At 73.5% G+C, this 24,923-nt stretch carries 20 protein-coding genes; 14 read left to right on the top strand and 6 right to left on the bottom strand.

Annotation, left to right across the window (positions count from 1 at the left end):
• Nucleotides 1-11: 11 nt before the first annotated feature.
• The gene (locus ACFYOU_RS30645; protein ID WP_391310220.1) at nucleotides 12-596 is read left to right on the top strand and encodes a GNAT family N-acetyltransferase; all 585 of its coding nucleotides are present in this window, start codon (nucleotides 12-14) and stop codon (nucleotides 594-596) included.
• A 120-nt stretch (nucleotides 597-716) separates the two neighbouring features.
• Here the strand turns inward: ACFYOU_RS30645 and ACFYOU_RS30640 are convergent, their stop codons facing one another.
• The 4 genes from ACFYOU_RS30640 to ACFYOU_RS30625 are packed head-to-tail and all read right to left on the bottom strand — an operon-like array spanning nucleotide 717 to nucleotide 4,397.
• Nucleotides 717-1,910 (bottom strand): FtsX-like permease family protein, encoded by a 1,194-nt coding sequence (locus ACFYOU_RS30640; protein ID WP_391310218.1) that lies wholly within the window; start codon nucleotides 1,908-1,910, stop codon nucleotides 717-719.
• Nucleotides 1,907-2,656 carry an ATP-binding cassette domain-containing protein gene (locus tag ACFYOU_RS30635; protein WP_391310217.1) on the bottom strand — a complete coding sequence of 250 codons (750 nt, stop codon included), beginning with the start codon at nucleotides 2,654-2,656 and terminating at the stop codon, nucleotides 1,907-1,909. The genes ACFYOU_RS30640 and ACFYOU_RS30635 overlap by 4 nt, the downstream gene beginning before the upstream one ends.
• Nucleotides 2,653-3,729, bottom strand: coding sequence for a peptidoglycan-binding protein (locus tag ACFYOU_RS30630; RefSeq protein WP_391310216.1), 1,077 nt, complete (start codon nucleotides 3,727-3,729; stop codon nucleotides 2,653-2,655). The genes ACFYOU_RS30635 and ACFYOU_RS30630 overlap by 4 nt, the downstream gene beginning before the upstream one ends.
• On the bottom strand, nucleotides 3,726-4,397 hold the full coding sequence (locus tag ACFYOU_RS30625; protein WP_389772255.1) for a hypothetical protein: 672 nt from the start codon (nucleotides 4,395-4,397) through the stop codon (nucleotides 3,726-3,728). Before ACFYOU_RS30625 ends, ACFYOU_RS30630 begins: the two co-directional genes overlap by 4 nt.
• A 135-nt stretch (nucleotides 4,398-4,532) precedes the next feature.
• On the opposite strand from ACFYOU_RS30625, the gene ACFYOU_RS30620 reads away from it, so the two are divergent.
• The 6 genes from ACFYOU_RS30620 to ACFYOU_RS30595 all read left to right on the top strand — a co-directional run bounded on the left by ACFYOU_RS30620 (nucleotide 4,533) and on the right by ACFYOU_RS30595 (nucleotide 10,207).
• Nucleotides 4,533-5,225: a response regulator gene (locus ACFYOU_RS30620; RefSeq protein ID WP_391310214.1), complete on the top strand. Its 693-nt coding sequence runs from the start codon at nucleotides 4,533-4,535 to the stop codon at nucleotides 5,223-5,225.
• A complete protein-coding gene (locus ACFYOU_RS30615; RefSeq protein WP_391310212.1) occupies nucleotides 5,222-6,748 on the top strand; it encodes an ATP-binding protein in 1,527 nt (508 codons plus the stop codon). The genes ACFYOU_RS30620 and ACFYOU_RS30615 overlap by 4 nt, the downstream gene beginning before the upstream one ends.
• Nucleotides 6,745-7,227 carry a hypothetical protein gene (locus ACFYOU_RS30610; protein WP_391310210.1) on the top strand — a complete coding sequence of 161 codons (483 nt, stop codon included), beginning with the start codon at nucleotides 6,745-6,747 and terminating at the stop codon, nucleotides 7,225-7,227. Before ACFYOU_RS30615 ends, ACFYOU_RS30610 begins: the two co-directional genes overlap by 4 nt.
• Before the next feature lie 284 nt (nucleotides 7,228-7,511).
• A complete protein-coding gene (locus tag ACFYOU_RS30605; RefSeq protein ID WP_387008904.1) occupies nucleotides 7,512-7,637 on the top strand; it encodes a hypothetical protein in 126 nt (41 codons plus the stop codon).
• An 83-nt stretch (nucleotides 7,638-7,720) separates the two neighbouring features.
• Nucleotides 7,721-8,761: a 3-isopropylmalate dehydrogenase gene (locus ACFYOU_RS30600; protein WP_387008902.1), complete on the top strand. Its 1,041-nt coding sequence runs from the start codon at nucleotides 7,721-7,723 to the stop codon at nucleotides 8,759-8,761.
• Nucleotides 8,762-9,121: 360 nt separating this feature from the next.
• Entirely contained in the window at nucleotides 9,122-10,207 is a 1,086-nt protein-coding gene (locus ACFYOU_RS30595) for a branched-chain amino acid aminotransferase (protein ID WP_389772244.1), read from the top strand.
• A 41-nt stretch (nucleotides 10,208-10,248) separates the two neighbouring features.
• On the opposite strand, the gene ACFYOU_RS30590 is transcribed toward ACFYOU_RS30595, so the two are convergent.
• Nucleotides 10,249-10,626, bottom strand: coding sequence for a MerR family transcriptional regulator (locus ACFYOU_RS30590; protein ID WP_391310206.1), 378 nt, complete (start codon nucleotides 10,624-10,626; stop codon nucleotides 10,249-10,251).
• Nucleotides 10,627-10,654: 28 nt separating this feature from the next.
• On the opposite strand from ACFYOU_RS30590, the gene ACFYOU_RS30585 reads away from it, so the two are divergent.
• The 3 genes from ACFYOU_RS30585 (at nucleotide 10,655) to ACFYOU_RS30575 (ending at nucleotide 15,261) form a co-directional block, all read left to right on the top strand.
• Nucleotides 10,655-11,410, top strand: coding sequence for a methyltransferase domain-containing protein (locus ACFYOU_RS30585; protein WP_391310205.1), 756 nt, complete (start codon nucleotides 10,655-10,657; stop codon nucleotides 11,408-11,410).
• Between the two features lie 739 nt (nucleotides 11,411-12,149).
• Nucleotides 12,150-13,751 carry a citramalate synthase gene (cimA, locus tag ACFYOU_RS30580; protein WP_389772241.1) on the top strand — a complete coding sequence of 534 codons (1,602 nt, stop codon included), beginning with the start codon at nucleotides 12,150-12,152 and terminating at the stop codon, nucleotides 13,749-13,751.
• A gap of 79 nt (nucleotides 13,752-13,830) precedes the next feature.
• Complete coding sequence (locus ACFYOU_RS30575) at nucleotides 13,831-15,261, top strand: hypothetical protein (RefSeq protein ID WP_391310202.1); 1,431 nt, start codon at nucleotides 13,831-13,833, stop codon at nucleotides 15,259-15,261.
• 120 nt (nucleotides 15,262-15,381) lie between these two features.
• Here ACFYOU_RS30575 and ACFYOU_RS30570 read toward each other — a convergent pair whose 3' ends face one another.
• Entirely contained in the window at nucleotides 15,382-15,987 is a 606-nt protein-coding gene (locus tag ACFYOU_RS30570) for a YceI family protein (RefSeq protein WP_391310200.1), read from the bottom strand.
• A 323-nt stretch (nucleotides 15,988-16,310) separates the two neighbouring features.
• Here ACFYOU_RS30570 and ACFYOU_RS30565 point away from each other — a divergent pair, with 323 nt between their 5' ends.
• The 4 genes from ACFYOU_RS30565 (at nucleotide 16,311) to ACFYOU_RS30550 (ending at nucleotide 24,764) form a co-directional block, all read left to right on the top strand.
• Nucleotides 16,311-20,219 (top strand): endo-alpha-N-acetylgalactosaminidase family protein, encoded by a 3,909-nt coding sequence (locus ACFYOU_RS30565; RefSeq protein WP_391310198.1) that lies wholly within the window; start codon nucleotides 16,311-16,313, stop codon nucleotides 20,217-20,219.
• 149 nt (nucleotides 20,220-20,368) lie between these two features.
• Nucleotides 20,369-22,717, top strand: a complete 2,349-nt coding sequence (locus tag ACFYOU_RS30560; protein WP_391310196.1) for a polysaccharide lyase family 8 super-sandwich domain-containing protein — start codon at nucleotides 20,369-20,371, stop codon at nucleotides 22,715-22,717.
• 154 nt (nucleotides 22,718-22,871) lie between these two features.
• On the top strand, nucleotides 22,872-24,491 hold the full coding sequence (locus tag ACFYOU_RS30555; protein WP_389772229.1) for an acyl-CoA carboxylase subunit beta: 1,620 nt from the start codon (nucleotides 22,872-22,874) through the stop codon (nucleotides 24,489-24,491).
• A 57-nt stretch (nucleotides 24,492-24,548) separates the two neighbouring features.
• The gene (locus tag ACFYOU_RS30550) at nucleotides 24,549-24,764 is read left to right on the top strand and encodes an acyl-CoA carboxylase subunit epsilon (RefSeq protein WP_389772226.1); all 216 of its coding nucleotides are present in this window, start codon (nucleotides 24,549-24,551) and stop codon (nucleotides 24,762-24,764) included.
• The last annotated feature ends 159 nt before the right edge of the window (nucleotides 24,765-24,923 follow it).

The raw sequence follows: 24,923 nt of genomic DNA, 5'->3' as shown, positions 1-24,923 counted from the left end.
ATACTGGGGCGATGACCGCCTCCCCGCCCCCTGCGCACCCCACCGTCACCGACGTCCGGATCGCCCACACCGCCCAGCTCACCGCCGAGGAACTGCGCGCCGTGCGGGCGTTCCTCCACGACGCCTTCGACGGCGACTTCAGCGACGGGGACTGGGAGCACACCGTCGGCGGGATGCACGCCCTGGTGACCGACGAGCGGGGGATCGCCGCCCACGGCTCGGTGATCCAGCGGCGGGTGCTGCACGCCGGGCGCTCCCTGCGCGTCGGGTACGTCGAAGGGGTCGCCGTCCGCGCGGACGTCCGCCGGCGCGGCCTCGGCGGGCGGGTGATGGCCGCCCTGGAGCAGGTCGTGGCCCGGTCGTACGCGTGCGGCGCCCTGTCGGCGAGCGACGCGGGCGCAGCCCTGTACGAGCGGCGCGGCTGGCAGGTGTGGCCCGGGGCGCTGGGCGTCCTCGGACCGCACGGCGAGGAGCGGCTGCCGGAGGAGGAGGGCACCACCTACGTGTGGGCCGCGCCGGACGCCGACCCCGACCACCGCATCCCGGACGCCGCACACCCGTTGCTCTTCGACTGGCGCGACGACGACGTGCTGTGACGTCGGGGCCGGCGGGCGGCGCGGGCCGGACCTACCGGGTCCTTCGGGGGCATGGCCCGGACCGCGATCACCGTGATCACTGCGCCCGCTGCGCCCACCGCGATCACCGCGCCCACCGCCTCACACCGCGTTCAGCGCCACCGTCGGGTGGAGCCGGGCGGCCCGGATCGCCGGGTAGAGACCCGCGACCATCCCGATCAGCAGGGTCGCCGCCAGCCCGCCCGCCAGGGACCAGGGCGGGACCACCGCCGTCCACCCCTGCACCGTCGCGAAGCCGTAGGTCGCCGCCGCGCCCAGCAGTGCACCCGACACCCCGCCGAGCGCCGACAACAGCAGCGACTCGGTCAGGAACTGGAGCCGGATCGCCTGGCGGGTGGCGCCCAACGCGCGGCGCAGACCGATCTCCTGACGACGCTCCAACACGGAGATGACCATGGTGTTGGCCACGCCCACCCCACCGACCAGCAGGGCCACCCCGCCCAGTCCGAGCATCAGCCGCGTCAGGCCCTCGTCGGTGGCGGCCTTGGCGGCCAGTGCGTCCGAGGGCCGGGACACCTTGACGCCCCCCGGCTGCCCGGGGCTGATGGTGCGGGCCAGGACCGTCCCCACCTCCTCGACCGAAGCGTCCGTGGAGCGCTCGAAGACGGTGGTGGGATGCCCGTCGAAGCCGAAGTAGCGTTCGGCGGCGGGGAACCCGACCATGGCCACCCGGTCCAGGGTCGGGACCAGCACGATCGGTTCGAGGATGCCGACGACCACCACCCGGGTGTCGTTCATCATGATCGTCTCCCCGGTGTCGGTGACCCCCAGCCGTTTCGCCGCCTCGGACCCGAGCACCGTCGCGGGCAGCCGCGAACTGGCCGCGTCCAACCAGACGCCCCGGTCCACCTCGCCGCCGAGCGCGGTCAGCAGATCGGTACGGGCCGCCTGGGTGGTGACCCCGGCGGTGCGTTCCTCGGGGACCAGATCGCTGCGCCGGATGCGGGCGTCGACCTCGGCGGTGGCCGTGGCGTGCTGCACCGGGCCGATCCGTTCGACCATCGCGACCGCGCTCTTGGGGAACTTGAGCGGCTTCCCCTCGTGGTCCTCGCCCGCTTCGGCGGTGAGCAGGTTGGTGCCGAGGCGGTCGAGCTGGGCCATCAGGTCCGACCGGCTCGACTCGGACAGCCCGATCACCGTGACCATGGTCGCGATGCCGATGGCGATGCCCAGGGCCGACAGCACCACCCGGGCGCGACGGGCCCGCAGGCCGACCGCACCGACGCGCAGCACGTCCCGGGCGGAGAGCCGGGCGGGTTTGAGGTCGTTCCTCATGCACCGGCTCCTTCCGCACGGTCGACGGGGGACGGGCCGGTGCCCGAGTCCGAGACGATCTCGCCGTCCCGGAAGCGCACCCGGCGCGGCAGCGCGTCCGCGATCCCCTGGTCATGGGTGATCACGCAGACGGTGGTGCCGGACGCGTTCAGCTCGTGCAGCAACTTCATGACGACCGCGCCGGACGCGGTGTCCAGCGCCCCGGTCGGCTCGTCGGCCAACAGCAGCCGGGGGTCGCCCACCAGGGCGCGGGCGATGGCCACGCGCTGCTTCTCGCCGCCGGACAGTTCGTTCGGGGTGTGCCCGAAGCGGTGGTCGAGGCGCACCCGGGCCAGCGCTTCGCGGGCCCGGGCCCGCCGCTCGCGCAGCGACACCCCCGCGTAGAGCAGGCCGTCCGCGACGTTGTCCACCGCATCGCGCCCCGCCGCCAGGTGGAAGTGCTGGAACACGAAGCCGATGTGCCGGGCGCGCAGCGCGGAGAGCCGGGAGTCGGGGAGTGCGGACACGTCGTACCCGGCGATCCGCACGGTGCCCGAGGTGGGCTTGTCGAGGGTGCCCATCACCTGGAGCACCGTGGACTTTCCGGAGCCGGACGGGCCGACGACGGCGAGCAGTTCGCCCTCGTGGACGGTGAGGTCCACCCCGCGCAGGGCGTGCACCCCGCCCGGGTACGACTTGGTGGCGTCCCGGAGCTCCACCACCGGGGTCGGGGCGGCGGTCGGCGTCGGCGTCGGTGGTGGCGTCACGGTTTCGCCACTCCCACCCGCAGGCCTTCGCGGACGTCCGGGCCGCTGACCTCGATCCGTCCGTCGGCGGTCATCCCGGTCTCCACCCGCACCACCTGCGAGGTGGTGCCCCGCACGACCTGGAGGCCGTAGCCGCCGTTCTCGCCGCGCAGGGCGACGACCGCCTCGACGGGCACCGCGAGCACCCCTTCGCGCGCCTCGCTGACGAACCGCACGCTCGCCGACTTCTTGGCGTCCTCGCCGGCCACGGCGCCCGCCCCGCCGTCCAGGACCACCTCCACGGTGATGCCGTCCTGGGCGCCCTCGCCGCCTTCGCCGGTCGCCTCGGGGCGCACCGTCCCGGCGACCTTGCCGACGGCGGTCTTCCCGCTGGGCAGGACGACCTCGACCTTGGTGCCGCTGGAGGTGAGCGCGCCGTCGGACTGCTCCAACTCGGCCCGGACGACCGGTTTGGTGGAGGCGACCGTCAGGACCGGTCCGCCCGGGGCGACCTGGTCGGCGAGGGCCGCGTCGGCCTTCGCCACCTTGACCTGGCCGGGCTGGAAGACGACGTCGCCCTTGCCGACCCGACCGGTGGTGTCGCGGTTCAGGGTCTTCTGCCACTGCTTGACGGCGGCCTCGGTGTCCTCGTCGTACCAGACGTCGACGTACAGCTCCGCCCCGTACCCCAGGTCACGGAGGTTGCGCTCCAGTTGGAGGACGTCGCTGCCCCGGTCGCCCCGCTTCATCTCGCGGAACATCGGGACCGGGCCGTACAGGAGGGTGACGGGTTTGTCGTTCAGCTCGTACAGGGCCTGCCCCGTGGTCACGATCTCCCCCTCGTCCGCGGCGACCGTGACGGTGCCCTCGACGGCGGACTTGACGGTGCGGCGCTGGGCGAAGTCGAGCTTGCCGTCGACGGTCTTGGACTGCACCAGATCGGTGCGCACGACGGTCGTGGTGGCGGGCGGCAGGTCGCCGCCCTGCCCGGCGGTGTCCGCGCCGTCGCCGCCGCCGAGGTACAGGAAGCCCCCGGTGACGGCGGCGACCACGGTCACGGCGCCGAGCACGAGGAAGGTGGAGCGGCGCTTCACTGCATGCCCGCCACGCTGTCGATCAGCTTCGGCTTGCAGGCCCGCTCGGCCTTCTTGTACGCGGGCGACTCGTGGTCGAGCACCGGGGACGCGGGGTTCGGGTCGCCGCCGGGGATCGCGTTGCCGCCGCTCATGGTCGGGTTGGTGAACCGGGAGACGCCGTTGTCCCGCATGCACTGGGCGTGCGCGAGCATCGACTCGAAGGACTTCTGCTGGTCGCGCTCGGGCTCGACCGCCATGACCGCCTGGAGTTCGGGCAAGCAGACGTTGTTCTTGCCCGCCTTGATGCCCTGGTTGCGTCCGGGCTGGGAGCCCAGCTCGTTGACCTTGTCCCAGTCGAGGTAGCCGCTGAGCTTGGGGTCGGGGAACTCCGGGTAGTCGCCCTTGGCGCGCATGCACTGGACGAACGTGACCTGGGCGTCGTAGAAGGCGCTCTTGCCCGCGGGCCGGGTCTTCTTCCCGGCGGACTTCGCGGGCTGCCCGGCCTCGGAGGGTTCGGCGGACTCGGCGGCGGTCGGGGTGTCCGGGGCGTCGGCGATGCCGTGGCTCTTGGTGCCGCCCCCGTCGTCACCCCCGCCGCACGCCACCGAGAAGGCGAGGACGGGGGCCGCGACGAACGCGGCCAGGCGCAGTCGGGAGGTACTGCGGGAGGTCGTCTTGAAGATCATGGCGCTCACCTTCGCCACGCCAGTTCATGGCCACTCCATGACCACATGATGGGAACGTAACAATGCTCCCGACCTGCCCGTGGACCGGGGACGGGGGGCGACGGGCCGGCCGTCGGGGTGCACATAATCGACCCCATGCCGCATGTGTTGCTCATCGAGGACGACGCGTCCGTACGGGACGGAATGGAGCTCGTGCTGCGCCGGCACGGGTACGCCATCGACACGGCGGCCACCGGGGAGGAAGCGCTCGCCCTGCTGGACGGCCCGGGCGGCGAGGACGTCGACCTGGTGGTGCTGGACCTGATGCTGCCGGGGATGGACGGCTTCGAGGCGTGCCGCCGCATCCGGGGCCGGAGCGCCACCCTGCCGGTCATCATGCTCACCGCCCGCGGCGACGACCAGGACGTCGTCACCGGCCTGGAGGCGGGCGCCGACGACTACGTGACCAAGCCGGTCACCGCGCCCGTCCTCGAGGCCCGCATCCGGGCCGTGCTGCGACGTGCGGAACCGTCCGGCCAGATGCGGACGGACGCCGACCTCGCCGGGCTGGTGATCGACCGGGCCGGGCTGACCGTCACCAAGTACGGGGCCACGATCGCGCTGCCGCCCACCGAACTGCGGCTGCTGCTGGAGCTGTCGGCCTCCCCGGGCCGGGTCTTCAGCCGTGAACAACTCCTCGAATCCGTCTGGGACCACACCTTCCTCGGCGACTCCCGGCTGGTGGACGCCGCCGTCGGACGGCTGCGGGCCAAGCTGGAGGACGTGCCGGCGAAACCGCGCTACGTGCAGACCGTGCGGGGCTTCGGCTACCGCTTCGGGCCGCTGTGAGCCGCCCGGCCGGGGACCGGCGCGGTGCCGGTCCGCCACGGCGCGCCCCGGGGTTCTTCGGCGGGCTGCGCGTCCGGCTCGTCGCCACCTTCGTCGCGGTCGCCCTGATCAGCGCGGTGACCGCAACGGCCCTCGCCTACCGGGACGCCCGCACCGCCGTCCTGCAACGCACCCAGAACGCCGCGGTGGACGACCTGCGCGAGCGCACCAACCAGGTCGCCGCCGACTTCGACCTCCCGCCCGACCAGCGCTCGCTGACCCGGTTCGCGGTCAAGGTCTCGGAGGGCGTCGGCACCGGCGACCGCAAGGTGGTCGCCCGCTACCAGGACCTCGTCGGGGTCTCCGACGCACTCGCCGACACCCAGGGCCGGATCACCCCCGAACTGCGCGCCGCGGTGCGCGCCGGGGAGGCGGCCCGGTTCCAGCGGGTGAGGTGGCGGGGCGAGCCCTACCTGGTCGTCGGCATGCCGGTGCGGTACGCCGACGGGGACCGCCGCACCTCGGGCCTGGAGGTCTTCGCGATCAGCGACCTACGGGCCGAGCACGAGGACACCGCCGCCCTGCTGGACTCCGTGCGGGACGGCATCGCGGGGGTGGTGGTGCTGGCGGTGGTGCTGGCGCTGCTGGCCGCGGGCACGGTCCTGCGTCCGGTACGGAAGCTGGGCCGGGCCACCCGCAAGCTGGCGGCCGGCGACCTCGGCAGCCGGGTCGCCGTCAAGGGGCGCGACGAACTCGCCGATCTGGCGCGGACGTTCAACGAGACCGCGGACGCGCTCCAGGCCTCCGACGCGGAACTGCGGGAACAGGAGGCGAAGGCGCGCCGTTTCGTGGCCGACGTGTCCCATGAACTGCGCACGCCCCTCGCGGCGATGACCATGGTGGCGACCGTCCTGGAGGAGGACGCCGACCAGTTGCCGCCGGACGCGGCGCGGGCCGCCCGGACCGTCGGGGCGGAGACGGCGCGGCTGGCCCGGCTGGTCGAGGACCTGATGGAGATCTCCCGCTTCGACGCCAAGGCGGTCCGGCTGAACGCGGCGGAGACGGACCTCGCCGACACCGTACGGGCGTCGCTCGCCCTGCGCGGCTGGACGGACCGGGTGGTCACGCACCTGCCGTCGGGCGTGCGGGCGGTGGTCGACCGGCGCCGCATCGACGTGATCGTCGCGAACCTGGTGGGCAACGCCCTGCGGCACGGTGCCCCGCCGGTCACGGTGACCCTCCGGGTGGAGCCCGTGGCGGGTCGGGACCGGGTGGCGCTGGAGGTCGCCGACCACGGCCCCGGGCTACCGCCCGGAGCACGGGAGCGGGTCTTCGACCGCTTCTACAAGGCGGACGAGGCCCGTACCCGCAAGGCCGACGACGATGACGACGGCGGCGGCCAGGGCAGCGGCCTCGGCACCGCGATCGCCTGGGAGAACGCACGACTGCACGGCGGCACCATCGAGGTCGCCGACGGGCCGGGGAGCGGCGCGGTGTTCACCCTGCGGCTGCCCCGGCGGCTCACCGAGGAGGACGCGCAGTGAAGGCACGGCAGGGGCTGGTGGCCGCCGTCCTGGGGGCCGCTCTCGTGGGCTGCGGCGTCCAGCCGACCGGGGTGGTGGACGCGGGGGAGCCCGCGGCCGGACTGTCGCGCGGCATGCGGCTGTACTACGAGTCCGACACCGGGCTGCGTGCGGTGCCCATGCTCGACCGGAAGATCGAGGCGCTCGACTGGGTGGTGAAACTGCTGCTGAGCCCGCCGCCCGTCGGACAGGGCGACGGACTCACCACGCTCGTCGTGATGCCGGGCCCCTACTCGGCGACGGGTACGGGCAAGCGCGTCACCCTGCACATGGAGGGCCTCTACCCGGGCGACGGCAAGGGGCAGTTGGTGTGCTCGCTGGCCCGTGCCCAGTCGGTGCTCGAACCGAAGGTCAGGGCCGCCGAGGTCGAGGTCACCCTGAAGCCGTCCGAGGGCGCCGCGCTCGGGCCCCACCGGTGCGCGGAGTTCCTCAACCGCTGAGCCTCCACCTGCGGCTCGTACCTGGGGCGTACCCGTCGTGACCTGGGAAAACGTCGACGCCGTCTCAGATAGTAGGAAGTCCGACTACTTGTGGAGACAGATGGGTCCCGCTGCCTTAGCTTGGTAGGAGCCGAACGTTCCGCTCGACCGAGCGATCGCGGTCGCGAGCCCGTGTCCCCGCGCAGGTGATCCCTGCGGACCGCGCTCCCCGCCCCCGACGGCCCCACGCCCCCGGCGCGACGCATCCCCTCCGAGCACTCCCGTACGCCAAGGAGCAGATCACCATGGCCGAGACGACCACCCGACGGGTCCGCCACCCCCGCACCGACGACGCCGAGCGCAAGAACGCCGCCGCCGCCCTCCAGCGCGCCCTCGACCGCCGTGACAACGGCGGCGCCACCGGGCACTGAGGGAACACCCGCCCCTCCCGCCTGGGATGTCCGAATGGTGGACCATCGGTGTCATCCCCTGGGACGGAGAGTAGGGTGCCGCCATGTCTCCCAGCATCAATCTCGCAGTGATTCCCGGTGACGGCATCGGCCAGGAGGTCGTAGCCCAGGGGCTCAAGGTCCTCAGTGCCGTCCTCCCGGAGGACGTGAAGCTGGAGACCAAGGAGTACGACCTCGGCGCCCAGCGCTGGCACCGTACCGGGGAGACGCTCCCCGACGCGGAGTTGGAGGCCCTCAAGGGCCACGACGCCATCCTCCTCGGTGCGATCGGCGACCCGTCCGTGCCCTCCGGGGTGCTGGAGCGCGGACTGCTCCTCAAGCTGCGGTTCGCCTTCGACCACTACATCAACCTGCGGCCGTCGAAGCTGTTCCCGAACACCGCGACCCCGCTCGCCGGCCGCCCCGAGATCGACTTCGTCGTCGTCCGCGAGGGCACCGAGGGCCCCTACACCGGCAACGGCGGCTCCCTGCGCACCGGTACGCCGGCCGAGGTCGCCACCGAGGTCAGCCTCAACACCGCCTACGGCGTGGAGCGGGTGGTCCGGGACGCCTTCGAGCGCGCCAACGCCCGCCCCCGCAAGAAGCTGACGCTCGTCCACAAGAACAACGTCCTCGTGTACGCCGGTCACCTCTGGAAGAACACCTTCGACAAGGTGGCCGCCGAGTACCCCGACGTCACCACGGACTACCTGCACGTCGACGCCGCGACGATCTTCTTCGTCACCCAGCCCGAGCGCTTCGACGTGATCGTCACCGACAACCTCTTCGGCGACATCCTCACCGACCTCGCCGCCGCCGTGACCGGCGGGATCGGGCTGGCCGCCTCCGGCAACATCAACCCGACCGGCGCCTTCCCGTCCATGTTCGAGCCGGTGCACGGCTCCGCGCCCGACATCGCGGGCCAGGGCAAGGCCGACCCGACCGCGACGATCCTCTCCGTCGCCCTGCTGCTGCGCCACCTCGGTCACGAGGCCGCGGCCGCCCGCATCGAGGAGGCCGTCTCCGCCGACCTCGCCGAGCGCGACGGCACCCCGCGCACCACCGACGAGATCGGTGACGCGCTCGCCGCACGCGTAGCCGGCTGACCCGGCGCGCCACACGTCCCGGGGCAGGCCCCCGGACACCCGGGGCCCACCCCGGAACGAGAAGCCGCCGGCGCCCAGGAGCGTCCGGCGGCTTCTCGTGTGCCGCCCGCCGGTGTCACCATCAAAGCCGGGGCGGGCCCGTGCCGGGCCGGCTCCGCGCGCCCGCCCGGTCCGTTCCCCGACGGTCTCCCCGTGGCCCCGCCGTGCGCGCGATACTCGAAAGCCAGGGCCGTGCATTCGTCGCGTACCCACCCGTACACGACGAAGCTCGGACGTCCTAGTATCGTCACGCGCGGGCGTGAGCCGTGAGGACAGACGGGACTCGGCCCCCTGACCACCTACGGTGAAGGACAACCAGTCATGACGACGCCCACGATCGAGCTGAAGCCCTCCTCGCACCCGTTGCCCGAGGAACAGCGCGAGGCGATCCTGCGCAACCCCGGCTTCGGCCGTCACTTCACCGACCACATGGTCACCGTCAAGTGGTCCGAGGGCCGCGGCTGGCACGACGCCGAGCTGGTGCCGTACGCCCCGATCTCCCTCGATCCGGCGAACATGACCCTGCACTACGCGCAGACCATCTTCGAGGGCCTCAAGGCGTACCGGCGCCCCGACGGCTCCGTGGCCACCTTCCGGCCCGCGGCCAACGCCGACCGGTTCCGCTCCTCCGCGCGGCGGCTCGCGATGCCCGAGGTGTCCGACGACCTGTTCATCGCGGCCTGCGACGCCCTCGTCACCCAGGACAAGGCGTGGGTGCCCGCGCACGGCGAACAGTCCCTCTACCTGCGGCCCTTCATGTTCGCGACCGAGGTCGGCCTCGGGGTGCGGCCCGCCAACGCGTACCTGTTCGTGGTGATCGCCTCGCCCGCCGGCCCCTACTTCCCCGGGGGCGTCAAGCCCGTCTCCGTCTGGCTGTCCGAGGACTACGTCCGCGCGGTCAAGGGCGGCACCGGGGCGGCCAAGACCGGCGGCAACTACGCGGCCTCGCTGGTGGCCCAGAAGGAGGCCGCCGCCGAGGGCTGCGACCAGGTCGTGTGGCTCGACGCCGTGGAGCACCGCTGGGTCGAGGAGATGGGCGGCATGAACCTGTACTTCGTGTACGGGGACCGGATCGTCACGCCCGCGCTGACCGGTTCGCTGCTGCCCGGGATCACCCGGGACTCGCTGCTCACCATCGCACGGGACCTCGGGTACACCGCCGAGGAGGGACGGATCTCCACGGAGGACTGGGAGCGGGACGCCGCCAGCGGTGCGCTCACCGAGGTGTTCGCCTGCGGGACCGCCGCCGTGATCACTCCGGTGGGTACCGTCAAGTCCCGGCGCGGAGAGTGGACCCAGGGCGACGGGGAGCCCGGCGCGGTCACCATGCGGCTGCGCGGGGCGCTGCTCGCCCTCCAGTCCGGCGCCGCGGACGACCCCTACGGGTGGATGCACGACCTCGGCTGAGCCCCGTGCGGTGCGCCCGCCGGACCTCGGCGGGCGCACGCTCAGCCCGGGACGCGACCGGGGGAGAGGGCGACCGGGCAGTCCAGGGCGTGTTCGGTCAGGGTCAGCGACGCCTGGAGGCGGGCGATCCGGTCCCGGAGCAGGTCCCGGTGGCGCTCCAGCCGGTCCCGTCGCTCGGCGGGCGAACCGCAGTCCAGCGTGCGGCGGATCGCATCGAGCGACAGCCCGGCCGCCTTGGCGCGCAGCACCGCCGCCACCCGTGCCGCGTCCCCCTCGTCGTAGCGCCGCCGGCCCGCGCCGTCCCGCTCGGGGTGGAGCAGCCCCACGCCCTCCCAGTGCCGCAACACGTGCGTCCCCAGCCCGAAGCGCCCCGCGAGTTCCCCGACCGTCATCGTCGTGCGTCCTGCGCTTGACTTCATGTCGGCATTAAGTCGCAGCCTGGACCGCATGGACAAGCCGCCCGCGACCCCCGCCGTCGCCGAGAACCCCGTCCTCGCCCTGCTGGACCGGGTCGATACCACCCCGGAAGCACGCGCCCTGCGGGCCCGCTCCTACGAACTGCTCGGCGTATGGGCCGGCACCCGGCTGCTCGACGTGGGCTGCGGCGGGGGCCGCGCGGTGGCCGAGACGGTGCGGCTGGGTGCCCGGTCCACGGGGGTCGACCCCGACCGGGGAGCCGTCGCGGCGGCCCGCGCACGCTGGCCACGGGGCCGTTTCCTGGTGGCCGACGCCCGTGCCCTGCCGTTCCCCGACGCCTCCGTGGACGCCTATCGCGCCGAGCGGGTGCTCCATGAACTGGTCGAGCCCGCGGAGGCCGTGACCGAGGCGCGGCGGGTCCTGGCGCCCGGCGGACGGATCGCCCTGATCGGCCACGACTGGGACGCCTTCGTGATCGACTCCGATGACGCCCGGCTGACCCGGCGGATCGTGCACGCCCGCGCCGACCTGGTGGTCAGCCCCCGGGCCGCCCGGGGCTTCCGTGCGCTGTTGCTGGCGGCCGGCTTCTCGGACGTGCGGGTGGAGGTGCACACCACCGTGCTCACGGGTGAGGCTGCGCTCGCGGTGGTGAGCAGTGCGGTTCGCCGCGTGGTTGCTGTCGGGGTGGTCGCCGCGGAGGAGGGCGCTGCGTGGGTCGCCGGGCAGCGGGGGCGGGCGTTCGTGGCGGTTCCCGTGTTCCTCGCGTCCGCGCATGCGGTGCCCTGAGCGCTTCGTCGTTCCCCGGGTGCGGCCCGGTGGGCCCTGTTCGCGCAGTTCCCCGCGCCCCTGGGGTCCGGGGGTGGTCGCCGTCGTTCCCCGCACCCCTGACGCCCGGGGTGCGGGGAACGGCGCGGGCACCCCCCGTGGTCCCGCACGGTGCAGCGTGCCGCAGCGATCGGGCGCCGCCGGGGCCCCGTGCCGGGGGGTCGGGGCCGGAGGTATCGCGTCCCGTCAGGGGTGCGGGGAACGGCGCGGGCACCTCCCCGTGTCCCGCACGGTGCAGCGTGCCGCAGCGATCGGGTGCCGCCGGGGCCCCGTGCCGGGGATCGGGGCCGGCGGAATCGCGCCCCGATAGGGGCGCGGGGAACGGCGCGGGCGACCGATCGCGACCGCACCGTGCAACGGACCGCCCCGACCGCGGGGGCAACCACCAGCAACCCGCAGGGGAACCGTCCACCCGGTGAGACCGAACCGCACCGTTCGGAGAACTGTGGCACACTGCCACCCGTGCTTTCGTTGGCCATGATTATCGGCAACAGGCGCGCCGGTCCGCAGGACCGCTGACCCGACACCACCAGGTGATCAGCGGCCCCGTGCCCCAGACCCGCGCGCAGACCTCTCGCACCCGCGAGGGGTCTTTTCGTTTCCCGGACCCCAACCCGACCGGACACGAACAGCACGCGAAGATGGGGGCAAGTGGAGCCAGCAATTCCGGAGCCACGCACCCGACAGGAGTCATCCCGCAATGAGCAGTCAGGCCAAAGACGACAGTTTCCACGTCTTCGACACCACGCTGCGCGACGGCGCACAGCGCGAGGGCATCAATCTCACGGTCGCGGACAAGTTGGCCATCGCCCGGCACCTGGACGACTTCGGCGTGGGCTTCATCGAGGGGGGCTGGCCGGGCGCCAACCCCCGGGACACCGAGTTCTTCGCCCGGGCCCAGCAGGAGATCGACTTCCGCAACGCCCAGCTCGTCGCCTTCGGCGCCACCCGCCGCGCCGGCGGCAAGGCCTCCGAGGACCCGCAGGTCCGGGCCCTGCTGGAGTCCGGCGCCCCGGTGATCACCCTGGTCGCGAAGGCCCATGACCGCCATGTGGAACTGGCCCTGCGCACCACCCTCGACGAGAACCTGGAGATGGTCCGGGACACCGTCTCCCACCTGTGCGAGCAGGGTCGCCGGGTGTTCGTCGACTGTGAGCACTTCTTCGACGGCTACCGGGCCAACCCCGACTACGCCAAGGCGGTCGTCCGCACGGCGAGCGAGGCCGGGGCCGACGTGGTCGTCCTGTGCGACACCAACGGGGGCATGCTCCCCGCCCAGATCCACGCGGTGACCGCCACGGTCCTCGCCGACACCGGGGCCCGCTTGGGCATCCACGCGCAGGACGACACGGGCTGCGCGGTCGCCAACACGCTGGCCGCCGTGGACGCGGGCGCCACCCACGTCCAGTGCACCGCCAACGGGTACGGCGAGCGCGTCGGCAACGCCAACCTGTTCCCCGTGGTGGCGGCCCTGGAACTGAAGTACGACCGCCGGGTGCTGCCCGAGGGCAAGTTGCGCGAGATGACGCGCGTCTCGCACGCCATCGCCGAGGTCGTCAACCTCACGCCCTCCACGCACCAGCCGTACGTGGGAGTCTCCGCGTTCGCGCACAAGGCCGGACTCCACGCCTCGGCGATCAAGGTGGACCCCGACCTCTACCAGCACATCGACCCCGAGCAGGTCGGCAACCGCATCCGGATGCTGGTCTCCGACATGGCGGGTCGCGCCTCGATCGAGCTGAAGGGCAAGGAACTCGGCGTCGACCTCGGCGGTGACCGCGAGCTGATCGGCCGGGTCGTCGAGCGGGTCAAGGAACGCGAGCTGCGGGGCTACACCTACGAGGCGGCCGACGCCTCCTTCGAACTGCTGCTGCGCGAGGAGGCCGAGGGCCGGGCCCCCCGCTACTTCCGCACCGAGTCCTGGCGGGCGATCACCGAGGACCGTCCGGACGGCAGCCACGCCAACGAGGCCACCGTGAAGCTGTGGGCCAAGGGCGAGCGGATCGTCGCCACCGCGGAGGGCAACGGCCCGGTCAACGCCCTCGACCGGGCGCTGCGGGTGGCCCTGGAGCGACTGCACCCTGAGCTCGCCACCTTCGAGCTGGTCGACTACAAGGTCCGCATCCTGGAGGGCCGCCACGGGACCCAGTCCACGACCCGGGTCCTGATCTCCACCAGCGACGGCACCACCGAGTGGTCGACGGTCGGGGTCGCGGACAACGTGATCGCCGCCTCCTGGCAGGCGCTGGAGGACGCCTACACGTACGGGTTGCTGCGGGTGGGCGTGGAGCCGACCGAGTAGGCGTCGGGCGGGGCGCGGCCGACCGGTCGCGCCCGCCGCCGACGGGGGCATCGGCGCCGGATCGGGTAGCGTCGAAGGCATGAACGCCGCACCGTCCCGAGGACTCCCGGCGCTCCGGGGTCCGACCCTCGCCCTGCTCACCGCCGTGGTGGCCGTGCTGCTCACGGTCCTGGCCCCGGCCCTCGCACGGGCGGCCCCGCCCGCCGCCCCGGCCCCCTCCGTGGCCGCGGTCACCGCCCGGGCCGTCGACACCGACACCGTCGCCGCCGCCCTCCGGGACGGCCCCGTCTACGTCGATCCGGCGGCCTCCGCACTGCTCTCCGGCGCGGACGCGGACGCCCTCGCGAAGAAGATCACGGATGCCGACAAGCCGTTGTTCGTCGCGGTGCTCCCCGCCGGCTACCCGACGAAGGACCTGTTCACCGATCTGCGGACCGCGACCGGGATCACCGGGGTGTACGCGGTCCGGCTCGGTGACCGGTTCGACGCCCGGGCCGACAGCTCCGTGATGTCGCCGGCCGCGGTGGGCAACCTGGTCCGCAGCGTGGAGGGCGACGGCGCGGCGGCGGCCCAGCTCAACGACTTCGTGGACCGGGCGCTCCCCACGGCCCGGGGCTCCGCGCCCGCTTCCTGGAACGCCGACGGAACGGGCCGCGGGACGTCCTTCCCGGTGGCCGCGCTGGTGGCGGCGGGGACGGTCGTGGCCCTCGGCGGGGCGGGCGCGTACGCGGTGTCCCGTCGCAGGAAGCGGCACCACGAGGAGGCGCAGCGGGCCGCCCTCGACAAGTTGCGGGTCGTGGTGGACGAGGACATCACCGCCTTCGGCGAGGAGCTCGAACGGCTCGACTTCCACCCCGCCGAGGCGGGCGCCGACGACGCGATGCGCGGGGACTACGAGCAGGCACTGGACTCCTACGAGCGGGCGAAGTCGCTGATGGTCGCGGCCCGCCGACCCGAGGAGGTGCGGCCGGTCACCGAGGCGCTCGCGGACGGACGTTTCGCGCTGGCCCTGCTCGCCGCGCGCCGGGCCGGTGAACCGCTCCCCGAGCGGCGGGCCCCCTGCTTCTTCGACCCCCGGCACGGGCCGTCCGTGGCGGACGCCCGCTGGTCGCCCCCGTCGGGTGCCGAGCGCGAGGTGCCGGTGTGCGCGGCGGACCAGGCCCGGTTGCGGGACGGCGTCGATCCGCTGGTCCGCCAGGTCGACACGGAGGGCGGCCGCCGGCCCTACTACGAGGCGGGACCGGCGTACGGGCCCTGGGCGGGTGGCTACTTCGGCGGCGGGCTGCTGCCCGGTCTGCTGGTGGGCACGATGCTCGGGACCATGATGGCAGGACCGGCGTACGCCGCGGACTACGGTTCCGGCTACGGGGACTTCGGCGCCGACGCCGGGTACGGCGGCGGGGACGTGTCCGGGGCGGAGTTCGACCCCGGGGACTTCGGCGGCGGTGACGGCGGCGGTTTCGGTGGTGGCGACTTCGGCGGGGGAGGGGACTTCGGCGGCGGGTTCTGACCCCGCACGCACGAGCGCCCGCCCTCTCGCTCGGGGGAAGCGGAAGGCGGGCGCGCTCGAAGGGACCCGAAGGGTCCGCGGGCACCGGGGCCCGGGGCCGGAGACGGTGCTCCGGCGGGCTCAGCCGGCGTTCTTGATGGCGGAGATGTCGAAGTTCAGCTTGACCTTGTCGGAGACGAGGACGCCACCGGTCTCCAGCGCGGCGTTCCAGGTCAGGCCCCACTCGGAGCGCAGCAGCTCGGCGCGGCCCTCGAAGCCGACGCGCTCGTTGCCGAACGGGTCGGTGGCGGCGCCGTTGAACTCCAGGTCGATGGTGATCGGCCGGGTGGTGCCCAGCAGGGAGAGGTCACCGGTGATGCGGAAGTCCTCGCCGCCGAGGTGCTCGGTGCTGGTGGACCGGAAGGTCATCGTGGGGAACTCGTCGATCCGGAAGAAGTCGGCGCTCTTGAGGTGGCCGTCGCGGTCGGCGTTGCCGGTGTCGATGCTCGCCATCTGGATGTCCAGGGCGGCGGTCGAGTTGCCGGGGTTGTGGCCGTCCAGGTCCAGCGTGCCGCTGACGTCCTGGAAGCCGCCCTTGACGTTGGTGACCATGGCGTGGCGGGCCACGAAGCCGATGGTGGTGTGGGCGGGGTCGAGGGTGTAGGTGCCGGTCAGCGGGGCCAGGTGGGGCGCGGTGGCGACGGCGGTGGGGGCGGCGGACTCGTTCTTGCGGCCGAAGAGACCCATGGTGTGCTCCTGGGGGGTGGGGAGGGGGACCGCCTCTCGGTCCACCTTTGGTTGAACTTTCAACGAGGATGACTCTAGAGGTATTCCGTTCAAATTTCAACTGCAAGCGTTCCGGGTTCGGACGCTCACCTTCGGTGACGGAATCCGGGATCGTCGCCCCCGCCCGCTTCCCGCCCGCCCCCCGTCCTCCTCACGGCCCGGACGCGTCCGGGCGGCCGTGACCGGGGCCGACTTGGACTAAAGGAAGGCGGTTCTTGGACTGCCGCCGCCCCGGTGGGTGCCGCCCGTTGACCCGGTGCCGGCGCCCCCGCTACCCAGTCCCCATGTCCCGAAGAATCCGTACGGCGTGTGCGCTGGTCGCCGCCTCATCCGCCGTCTTCGCCCTGGCCGGCCCCGTCGCCGCCGCCCAGCCGGAGGCGGCGACGGCCGTCACCGCCGCTGACCCGGTCAGCGGTCCGACCCTCCGCTCCGCGCAGCTCACCGTCACCGTGGCCGAGGACTTCCCGCGGGTCCTCGCGTACACCGACCGGGCCACCGGAGCCCGACTGCTCGGCTCCACGGCCGAGATCACCGAGGTCACCCTCAACGGCAAGGCGCAGCCCGTGCGGCTCAAGTCCGCACCGGACCTCAGTCGCAGCAGGGCCGCGTACACCCTCACCTTCCCGCAGACGCCGGGCGTCGAGATCGACGCCTCGCTCACGGTGACCGGTCGCACCGTCACCTTCAAGGTGACCGCCGTCCGCGACACCGAGGCGTTCCGGGTCGGCACCCTCGACATCCCCGGCCACGACCTGGTCTCCGTGGGCAGCGGCGACGGCGGCGCCCGGACCGCCTTCACCCGCCTCGACCCGGACTCCACCCGCACCGCCGACGTCTTCGCCGAGGTCACCGCCGACACCCCGGCCGACGCGAGCCCGCGCGGCGCCGCCTACGCCCTCGTCAACACGGGCCGCCTCGCCGCCGCCGTCGAGTCCAACTCCACGTACGACAAGCCCTCCGGCGCCACCGCCGGGGACGACGCCCGTTTCTGGCACCAGGCGCGCAAGGCCGCCGACGGCTCCACCCGGGTCGGCGTCTGGTCCGGCCAGTGGACCCACCGCGGCGAGGGCGCGCCGAAGGCCGCCCGGGGCGACGAGCTGCCCTGGGCCAAGGTCGTCGTCACGCCCGACGCCAACGGGGACCGCGCGGTCGACTGGCAGGACGCCGCCGTCGCCTTCCGGTCCATCGGCGTCAAGGCGCCCGGCGCCGAGCAGACGCCCGACCGGGTCGTCACCCACATCCCGTTCAACTTCGCCAGCCAGGCCACGCACCCCTTCCTGCGCACCCTGGACGACGTCAAGCGGATCTCGCTGGCCACCGACGGCCTCGGCCAGCTCGCGATGCTCAAGGGCTACGCGTCCGAGGGCCACGACTCCGCGCACCCCGACTACGGCGGGGACGTCAACAAGCGCGCCGGCGGCCTCACCGACCTCAACGAGTTGCTGGCGAAGGGCGAGCGGTGGGGCGCCACCTTCGGCGTGCACGTCAATGCGACCGAGGCGTACCCCGAGGCGAAGAACTTCAACGAGACGCTGGTCGACAAGACCAAGCCGGGCTGGAACTGGCTCAACCAGAGCTACTACATCGACCAGCGCCGCGACGTGAACAGCGGTGACCTCGCCCGTCGGTTCAAGGAACTGCGGGACGAGACCCACCCCAACCTGTCGCAGCTGTACGTGGACGTCTACTACTCGCACGGCTGGATCGCCGAGCAGACCGCCCGGGCCATCCGCGACCAGGGCTGGCACCTGTCCACCGAGTGGGCCGACAAGTTCGAACGGCAGTCCCTGTGGTCGCACTGGGCCAATGACCTCAACTACGGCGGGGTCACCAACAAGGGCCTCAACTCGAAGATCATCCGGTTCATCCGCAACAGCGAGAAGGACGTCTGGAACGACGACCCGGTCCTCGGCCAGACCATCCTGGAGGACTTCGAGGGCTGGACCGGCGAGAACGACTGGGACGACTTCTACGCCGCGATCTGGGAGCGGGACCTGCCCGCCAAGTACCTCCAGCAGGAGCAGATCCAGCGCTGGAACGGCAACGACATCACCTTCACGGGCGGGGTGCGCGCCGCCGTCGAGGACGGCACCCGCACCTACTACGACCAGGGCCGCAAGGTGCTGTCCGGCGACACCTACCTGCTGCCGTGGGAGGGCGCCGCACCCGGCAGGGCCGGCAAGGGCGGCAAGGGTGACAGCCGCAAGCTCTACCACTTCAACAAGGCGGGCGGCACCACGACCTGGGAGGTCCCCGGCTCCTCGTACACCGTCCACGAGCTGACCGACAACGGCCGGGTCAAGACCGGCACCGTGCGCGCCCGGAACGGGAAGATCACCCTGACCGCCGAGGCCGGACGGCCCTACGTGCTGTACGCGCAGGGGCGTGCCCCGCGGGCCACCGACCCCGCCTGGGGCGAGGGCGGCCCGGTCCGGGACCCCGGCTTCAACGACGCCCGGCTCGACGACTGGCGCACCACCGGCCGGGTCGCCCGCGACACCGACGCCAACGGCCGCAACAGCGCCGCCCTCACCGGTACGGGCCGGGCCGCCGTCGAACAGCGGCTCACCGGGCTCACCCCGGGCCAGCGCTACACCGCCTCCGCCTGGCTGGAGGTCGCACCGGGCCAGGAGCGCCGCACCACGCTGAGCGCGGGAGGCGCGTCCGTGTCCGTCGACCGGTCCACGCTGCGCAACACCGTCGCCGCGAGCGACTGGCACAGCACGTACATGCAGCGCGCCAAGGTCACGTTCACCGCGCCCCGCAACGGCCGGACCACCCTGCGCGTCGAGGCGGCGGCGGGCTCCGACGCCACGGTCCGCGTCGATGACGTGCGTCTGGTCGCGGCCACCGGCAAGGCCCCCGCGGCCCCCGCCACGACGGTCGTCCAGGAGGACTTCGAGCACGTCGACCAGGGCTGGGGCCCCTTCGCCAAGGGCGCCGCGGGCGGGGTCACCGACCCGCGCACCCACCTCGCCCAGAAGAACGCCCCGTACACCCAGTCCGGTTGGAACGGCAAGCTGATCGACGACGTCCTCGACGGCGAGGAGTCGCTGAAGACCCACGAGGGCAACAAGGGCGGCATCGTCTACCGCACCACCCCGGCGACCGTTCCGCTGGAGCCCGGCCGGGCCTACCGGGTCGACTTCGCCTACCAGTCGAGCCACGCCGATTCCTTCGACTGGGTGACCGGCTACGACCAGATCGCCGGCGGCGCCGCCCAGACCGTGGAGACCCGCAGCACCGCCGTGCCCCAGCAGCGCACCACCGGCCGCTTCACCGAGGACGTGGTCGCCGGCTGCGGCGACACCTGGGTGGGGCTGCGGATGCGGCAGGACGCCGACGACAACGCGGACTTCGTGCTGGACGACTTCCGCGTCACCGACCTCGGCCCCACCACCGAACGGCCCGCCTGCGCACAGCTGAAGCTCGCGGGGGAGTCCCCGACCCTGGAGCCCGGCGCCGCGGGCGAGGTCACCGCCACCTTCACCAGCTTCGAGCGGACCGACGCCCGTGAGCTGGGCGTCGCCCTGGAACTGCCCGAGGGCTGGCGCGCCGAGCCGGTCGGGCCGACCACCACCACCCCGGTCGCGCCCGGCACCAAGGTCACCACCACCTGGCGGGTGACCCCGCCGATCGACGCCCCCTACCGCTCGTACCGGCTCGCGGCCCAGGCCACGTACGTGCTCGACGGCGAGCGGCGGACGCTCGACGCCGAAACGACGGTGCGCACCCTGCCGCCGCCCCCGACCGCCGACGCCTGGGCCAGCGACCTGGACTGGACCGACAGCAGCAACGGGTGGGGACCGGTGGAACGGGACCTGTCCAACGGCGAGACGGGCACCGGCGACGGCTCCCCGCTGAAGATCGGCGGCGTCGGCTTCACCAAGGGGCTCGGCACCCATGCCGCCTCCAAGGTCCGCTACTTCCTCGGCGGCAAGTGCACCGCCTTCACCGCCGAGGTCGGCGTCGACGACGTGCAGACCAGCCGCGGCAGCGTCCGGTTCAGCGTGCTCGCGGACGGCGCCGAGAAGGTCAAGTCGCCGGTCCTGAAGGCCAGCGACCCGGCCTGGTCCCTCACCGCGGACGTGACCGGCGCCCGCTACGTCGACCTGGTGGTCGGCGACGGCGGCGACGGGGTCGGCAACGACCACGCCGACTGGGGCGACGCCCGCTTCCGCTGCACCGGCTGAACCACCGCACCCCCGCCCGGCGCCCACCCCGCGCCGGGCGCACCCCCGGACCCCGTCGGGAGCCACCGCTCCCGACGGGGTCCGCCCGTGCGCCCGTCCCCACGGGTGGATTCCGCGCCGACCGGGGCCGGCCCGGGTACCAGGGCGGTATGACCCCCACCCGACGGACCGTGCTGCTCGCCGCAGCCGCGAGCACCGTCCCGTACCGTCCGAGCACCCCCGCCCCCCGGGACGCCGACGCACCGTTCACCGCGCTGCGCCGCCGCTGGCTGGACCTCGCGCTGGGCACCGGCTACGACCCGGCGGCCGAGCCCTACGCCGGCCGACTGCGCGCGCTCGGCGACCGGGCGGAGCACGGGCGCGCGACGATGGCCCCGACCCGCACCGCGCTCTGGCCCGACCAGCCCTTCGCCCGCCCCGCCGGCATCACCCGCAGCTACACCCGGCTGTGGACGATGACCCGGGCGCACGTCCAAGCCGGCACCGGCCGCACCGACGACCCCACCCTGCTGGCCGCCGTGCTCCGCGGCCTCGACCACCTCGCCGCCACCGTCTACCACCCGGGCACCGAACCCCACGGCAACTGGTGGGAGTGGCAGATCGGCTGCCCACGCCCGCTGATGGACACCGCCCTCGCCCTCGGCGACCGCCTCACCGCCCAGCAGCGCGCCGCGGCCTGCGCGGCCGTGGACCACTTCGTGCCCGACACCGCCCTCGGCGCGTACACCGGCACCTCCACCGGGGCCAACCGCGTCGACCTGTGCCGCTCGGTCGCCCTGCGCGGGGTCCTCGGCCGCGACGGCGGCCGGCTGGCCCTCGCCCGCGACGCGCTCTCCCCGGTGTTCCCGCACGTCACCGAGGGCGACGGCCTGTACGCCGACGGCTCGTTCCTCCAACACGCCTCCGTCCCGTACACCGGCACCTACGGCCAGGTGATGCTGGACGGCCTCGCCCGGCTCCTCGCCCTGCTCGACGGATCGCCGTGGGAGGTGACCGACCCGGCCCGGCGCAACGTCGCCGACAGCGTGGAGCGGGCGTTCGCGCCGCTCCTCCTCGACGGACTGATGATGGACGTCGTCAACGGCCGGGCCATCAGCCGCGGGCTGCTCCGCTCCGACGACGGCGTCCCGCGCGGCGACCACTACCACGGGCACGCCGTCATCGCCGCGATCGCCCTGCTCGCACAGTCCCCGGGCGGGGCCGCCCACGGGATCACCCCGGCCCGACGGGACGACTGGCACGCCCGGATCAAGGGCTGGATCGCCCGGGACACCGTCCTGCCGCTGCTCACCTCCCCGCAGTTCGACCCGGCCGACCTGGCCCGGCTGCACCGGGTCGCCGCCCGCCCGGTGCGCCCGGCCCCCGAACCCGTCGGCCACACCCTGTTCCCGGCGATGGACCGCGCGGTCCACCGCCGACCCGCGTTCACCGCGGCCCTCGCCATGGCGTCGAGCCGCACCTCCCACTACGAGTGCGGGGCCGGTGAGAACCCGCGCGGCTGGCACACGGCCGCCGGCCTGCTCCAGTGGTGGCCCGCCGGCCGCCCCACGGACCAGTACGGCGACTGGTACTGGCCCACCGTCGACTGGTACCGACTGCCCGGCACCACGGTCTCCACCCGACGCCTCCCCGACCGGGCCGGCGGCGAATGGGGCGCCCCCCGCCCACCCGCCCGCTGGGTGGGCGGCACCACGGACGGGACGTACGCGGCCGTCGGGCAGGACCTGCACGGCCTCGGCTCGACCCTGCGGGCCAAGAAGTCGTGGTTCTTCCTCGCCGACACCGTCGTCTGCCTGGGCGCGGGCATCACCGCCACCGACGGCGTGCCGGTGGAGACGGTCGTCGACCAGCGCAACCTCGGCGCGGCCGGCACCGCGCGACTGCGCACCGGGCCCGGACCCCGCCCCCGCTGGGCCCACCTGGAAGGGCACGGCGGCTGGGTGCTGGCCGGCGGTCCGGCCCTGCGGACCCTGCGCGAGGAACGCACCGGGAGCTGGTCCGACATCAACACCGCCGGGGCACCCGAGCGCCGCACCCGGCACTGGCAGACCCTGTGGCTGGACCACGGCACCGACCCCACCGCGGGGGAGTACGCCTACGCCGTGCTGCCCGGGGCCCCGCTCGGGGCGGTCGTCGCCCGGGCCGCCGACCCCGGCTGGCTGTCGGTCCCCGCCAACGACGCGGACCGTCAGGCCGTCGCGGTGCACCCGCTCGGAGTCCTCGCGGCGAACTTCTGGCGGGCCGGCTCGGCCGGCGGCCTCACGCTCTCGGCGCCGGCCAGCGTCCTGGTGCGGCTGCGTGGCCGCACCGCCACGCTGTGTGTGAGTGAACCACCGCGCACCGGGCGCCCCCTGGACCTCGTCTGGGACCGGCCGGTGGGCCGCACGCTCGCCCGGGACCCGGGCGTCGAGGTCCTGGCGACCGGACGTCGACTACGGGTGCGGATCACCCCCGGCACCGTCTGCGCCACCCACCGGTGTGAGGTGACCCTCCCCTGAGCGGTTTGTGGAGACCCCACAACCCCCCGACCCCCCTGGCAGAAGGTTCGCGACGGTGTCCGCACCGATCTGTTCGGGGGTACCAGGAAAACGGGCCGGAGACTGTACGGAGTCGACGGGCGGTTTTGCTCGGTCGACTTCGTATGGTCGCTACATGACCGTTTTGGACGAGACTGGCTCCCCTGGCCCATCGGACGCCTCGGGACCCACGGGGGACGAGCCCACCGACGCGCGCGGCCGGGTGGCCGAGCTCCACGCGATCCGGGAGCTGGCGCTGCGGGGGCCCAGCGAGAAGGCGACCGAGGCCCAGCACGCCAAGGGCAAGCTGACGTCCCGCGAGCGCATCGAGCTGCTGCTCGACGCCGGGTCCTTCCAGGAGGTCGAGCAGCTCCGACGGCACCGGGCCACCGGCTTCGGCCTGGAGGCCAAGCGGCCCTACACGGACGGCGTGGTCACCGGCTGGGGGACGGTGGAGGGCCGCACGGTCTTCGTCTACGCCCACGACTTCCGGATCTTCGGCGGTGCGCTGGGCGAGGCCCACGCCACCAAGATCCACAAGATCATGGACATGGCCATCGCGGCCGGCGCGCCCCTGGTGTCCCTGAACGACGGCGCGGGCGCCCGCATCCAGGAGGGCGTCTCCGCCCTCGCCGGGTACGGCGGCATCTTCCAGCGCAACACCCGCGCCTCCGGGGTCATCCCCCAGATCAGCGTGATGCTCGGCCCCTGCGCCGGCGGCGCGGCCTACAGCCCCGCCCTCACCGACTTCGTCTTCATGGTCCGCGAGACCTCCCAGATGTTCATCACCGGCCCCGACGTCGTCAAGGCCGTCACCGGTGAGGAGATCACCCAGAACGGACTCGGCGGCGCCGACGTCCACGCCGAGACCTCCGGCGTCGCGCACTTCGCGTACGACGACGAGGAGACCTGCATCGCCGAGGTCCGCTACCTGCTGTCGCTGCTCCCGCAGAACAACCGCGAGAACCCGCCGCGGACGGCCGCCGAGGACCCCGCCGAGCGCCGCTCCGACGTCCTGCTCGACCTGGTGCCCGCCGACGGCAACCGCCCCTACGACATGGCCAAGGTCATCGAGGAGCTGGTCGACGACGGCGACTACCTGGAGGTCCACGAGCGCTGGGCGCGCAACATCATCTGCGCCCTGGCCCGACTGGACGGCCAGGTCGTCGGGATCGTCGCCAACCAGCCGCAGACCCTCGCCGGGGTCCTGGACATCGAAGCGTCCGAAAAAGCTGCGCGCTTCGTCCAGATGTGTGACGCTTTCAATATTCCGATCGTGACCCTGCTGGACGTTCCGGGATTCCTCCCGGGGGTCGACCAGGAACACGGCGGGATCATCCGGCACGGCGCCAAACTGCTGTACGCGTACTGCAACGCCACCGTGCCGAGGATCTCGCTGATCCTGCGCAAGGCGTACGGAGGTGCGTACATCGTGATGGACTCGCAGTCCATCGGCGCGGACCTCACCTTCGCCTGGCCCACCAACGAGATCGCGGTCATGGGCGCCGACGGGGCCGCCAACGTCATCTTCCGCCGCCAGATCGCCGGCGCCCCCGACCCGGAGGCCATGCGCACCCGCATGGTCAAGGAGTACAAGTCCGAGTTGATGCACCCGTACTACGCCGCCGAGCGCGGGCTCGTGGACGACGTCATCGACCCCGCAGAGACCCGTGAGGTGCTGATCCGCTCGCTCGCGATGCTGAGCTCCAAGCACGCGGACCTGCCCTCGCGCAAGCACGGCAACCCTCCGCAGTAGGGGGCGGCGCCGCCGCGCCCCCCTACCCCACACCCTCACCCACACGGAGTAGCACCCATGACGACCATCGCTTCCGCGACCGAGCCCGGTCTGCTGCGCGTCGAGAAGGGCCACGCCGAACCCGAGGAGGTGGCCGCCCTCACCGCGATCCTGCTGGCGCGCGCCGCTGCCGGGACCGCGGAGCCCGCCCCCGCCGCGCCCGCGGCCAAGCCCGGCTGGCGTCGGCTGGAGCGCCAGTACGGGTTCCGCGCGCCGCACAGCTGGCAGGTCTGAGCCACCGGCCCCGCTTCGACGCCGTCGGGCCCCCCCCGCCCCCCCGGGGGGGCCCCCCGGGGGGGGGCGGGGGGCCCCCCCCGGGCGCCCAATGGGCCCCCCCGGGCCGGCACGGGCCACCCCCCCACGGGCCCGGTGCCCGTGTTGCGGGCGGTAAAA

This window comes from Streptomyces sp. NPDC005955 (assembly GCF_042871255.1).
GTDB lineage: Bacteria > Actinomycetota > Actinomycetes > Streptomycetales > Streptomycetaceae > Streptomyces.
Note: the sequence above shows the minus strand (reverse complement) of the source record. Positions and strands in the feature narration are given on the sequence as shown.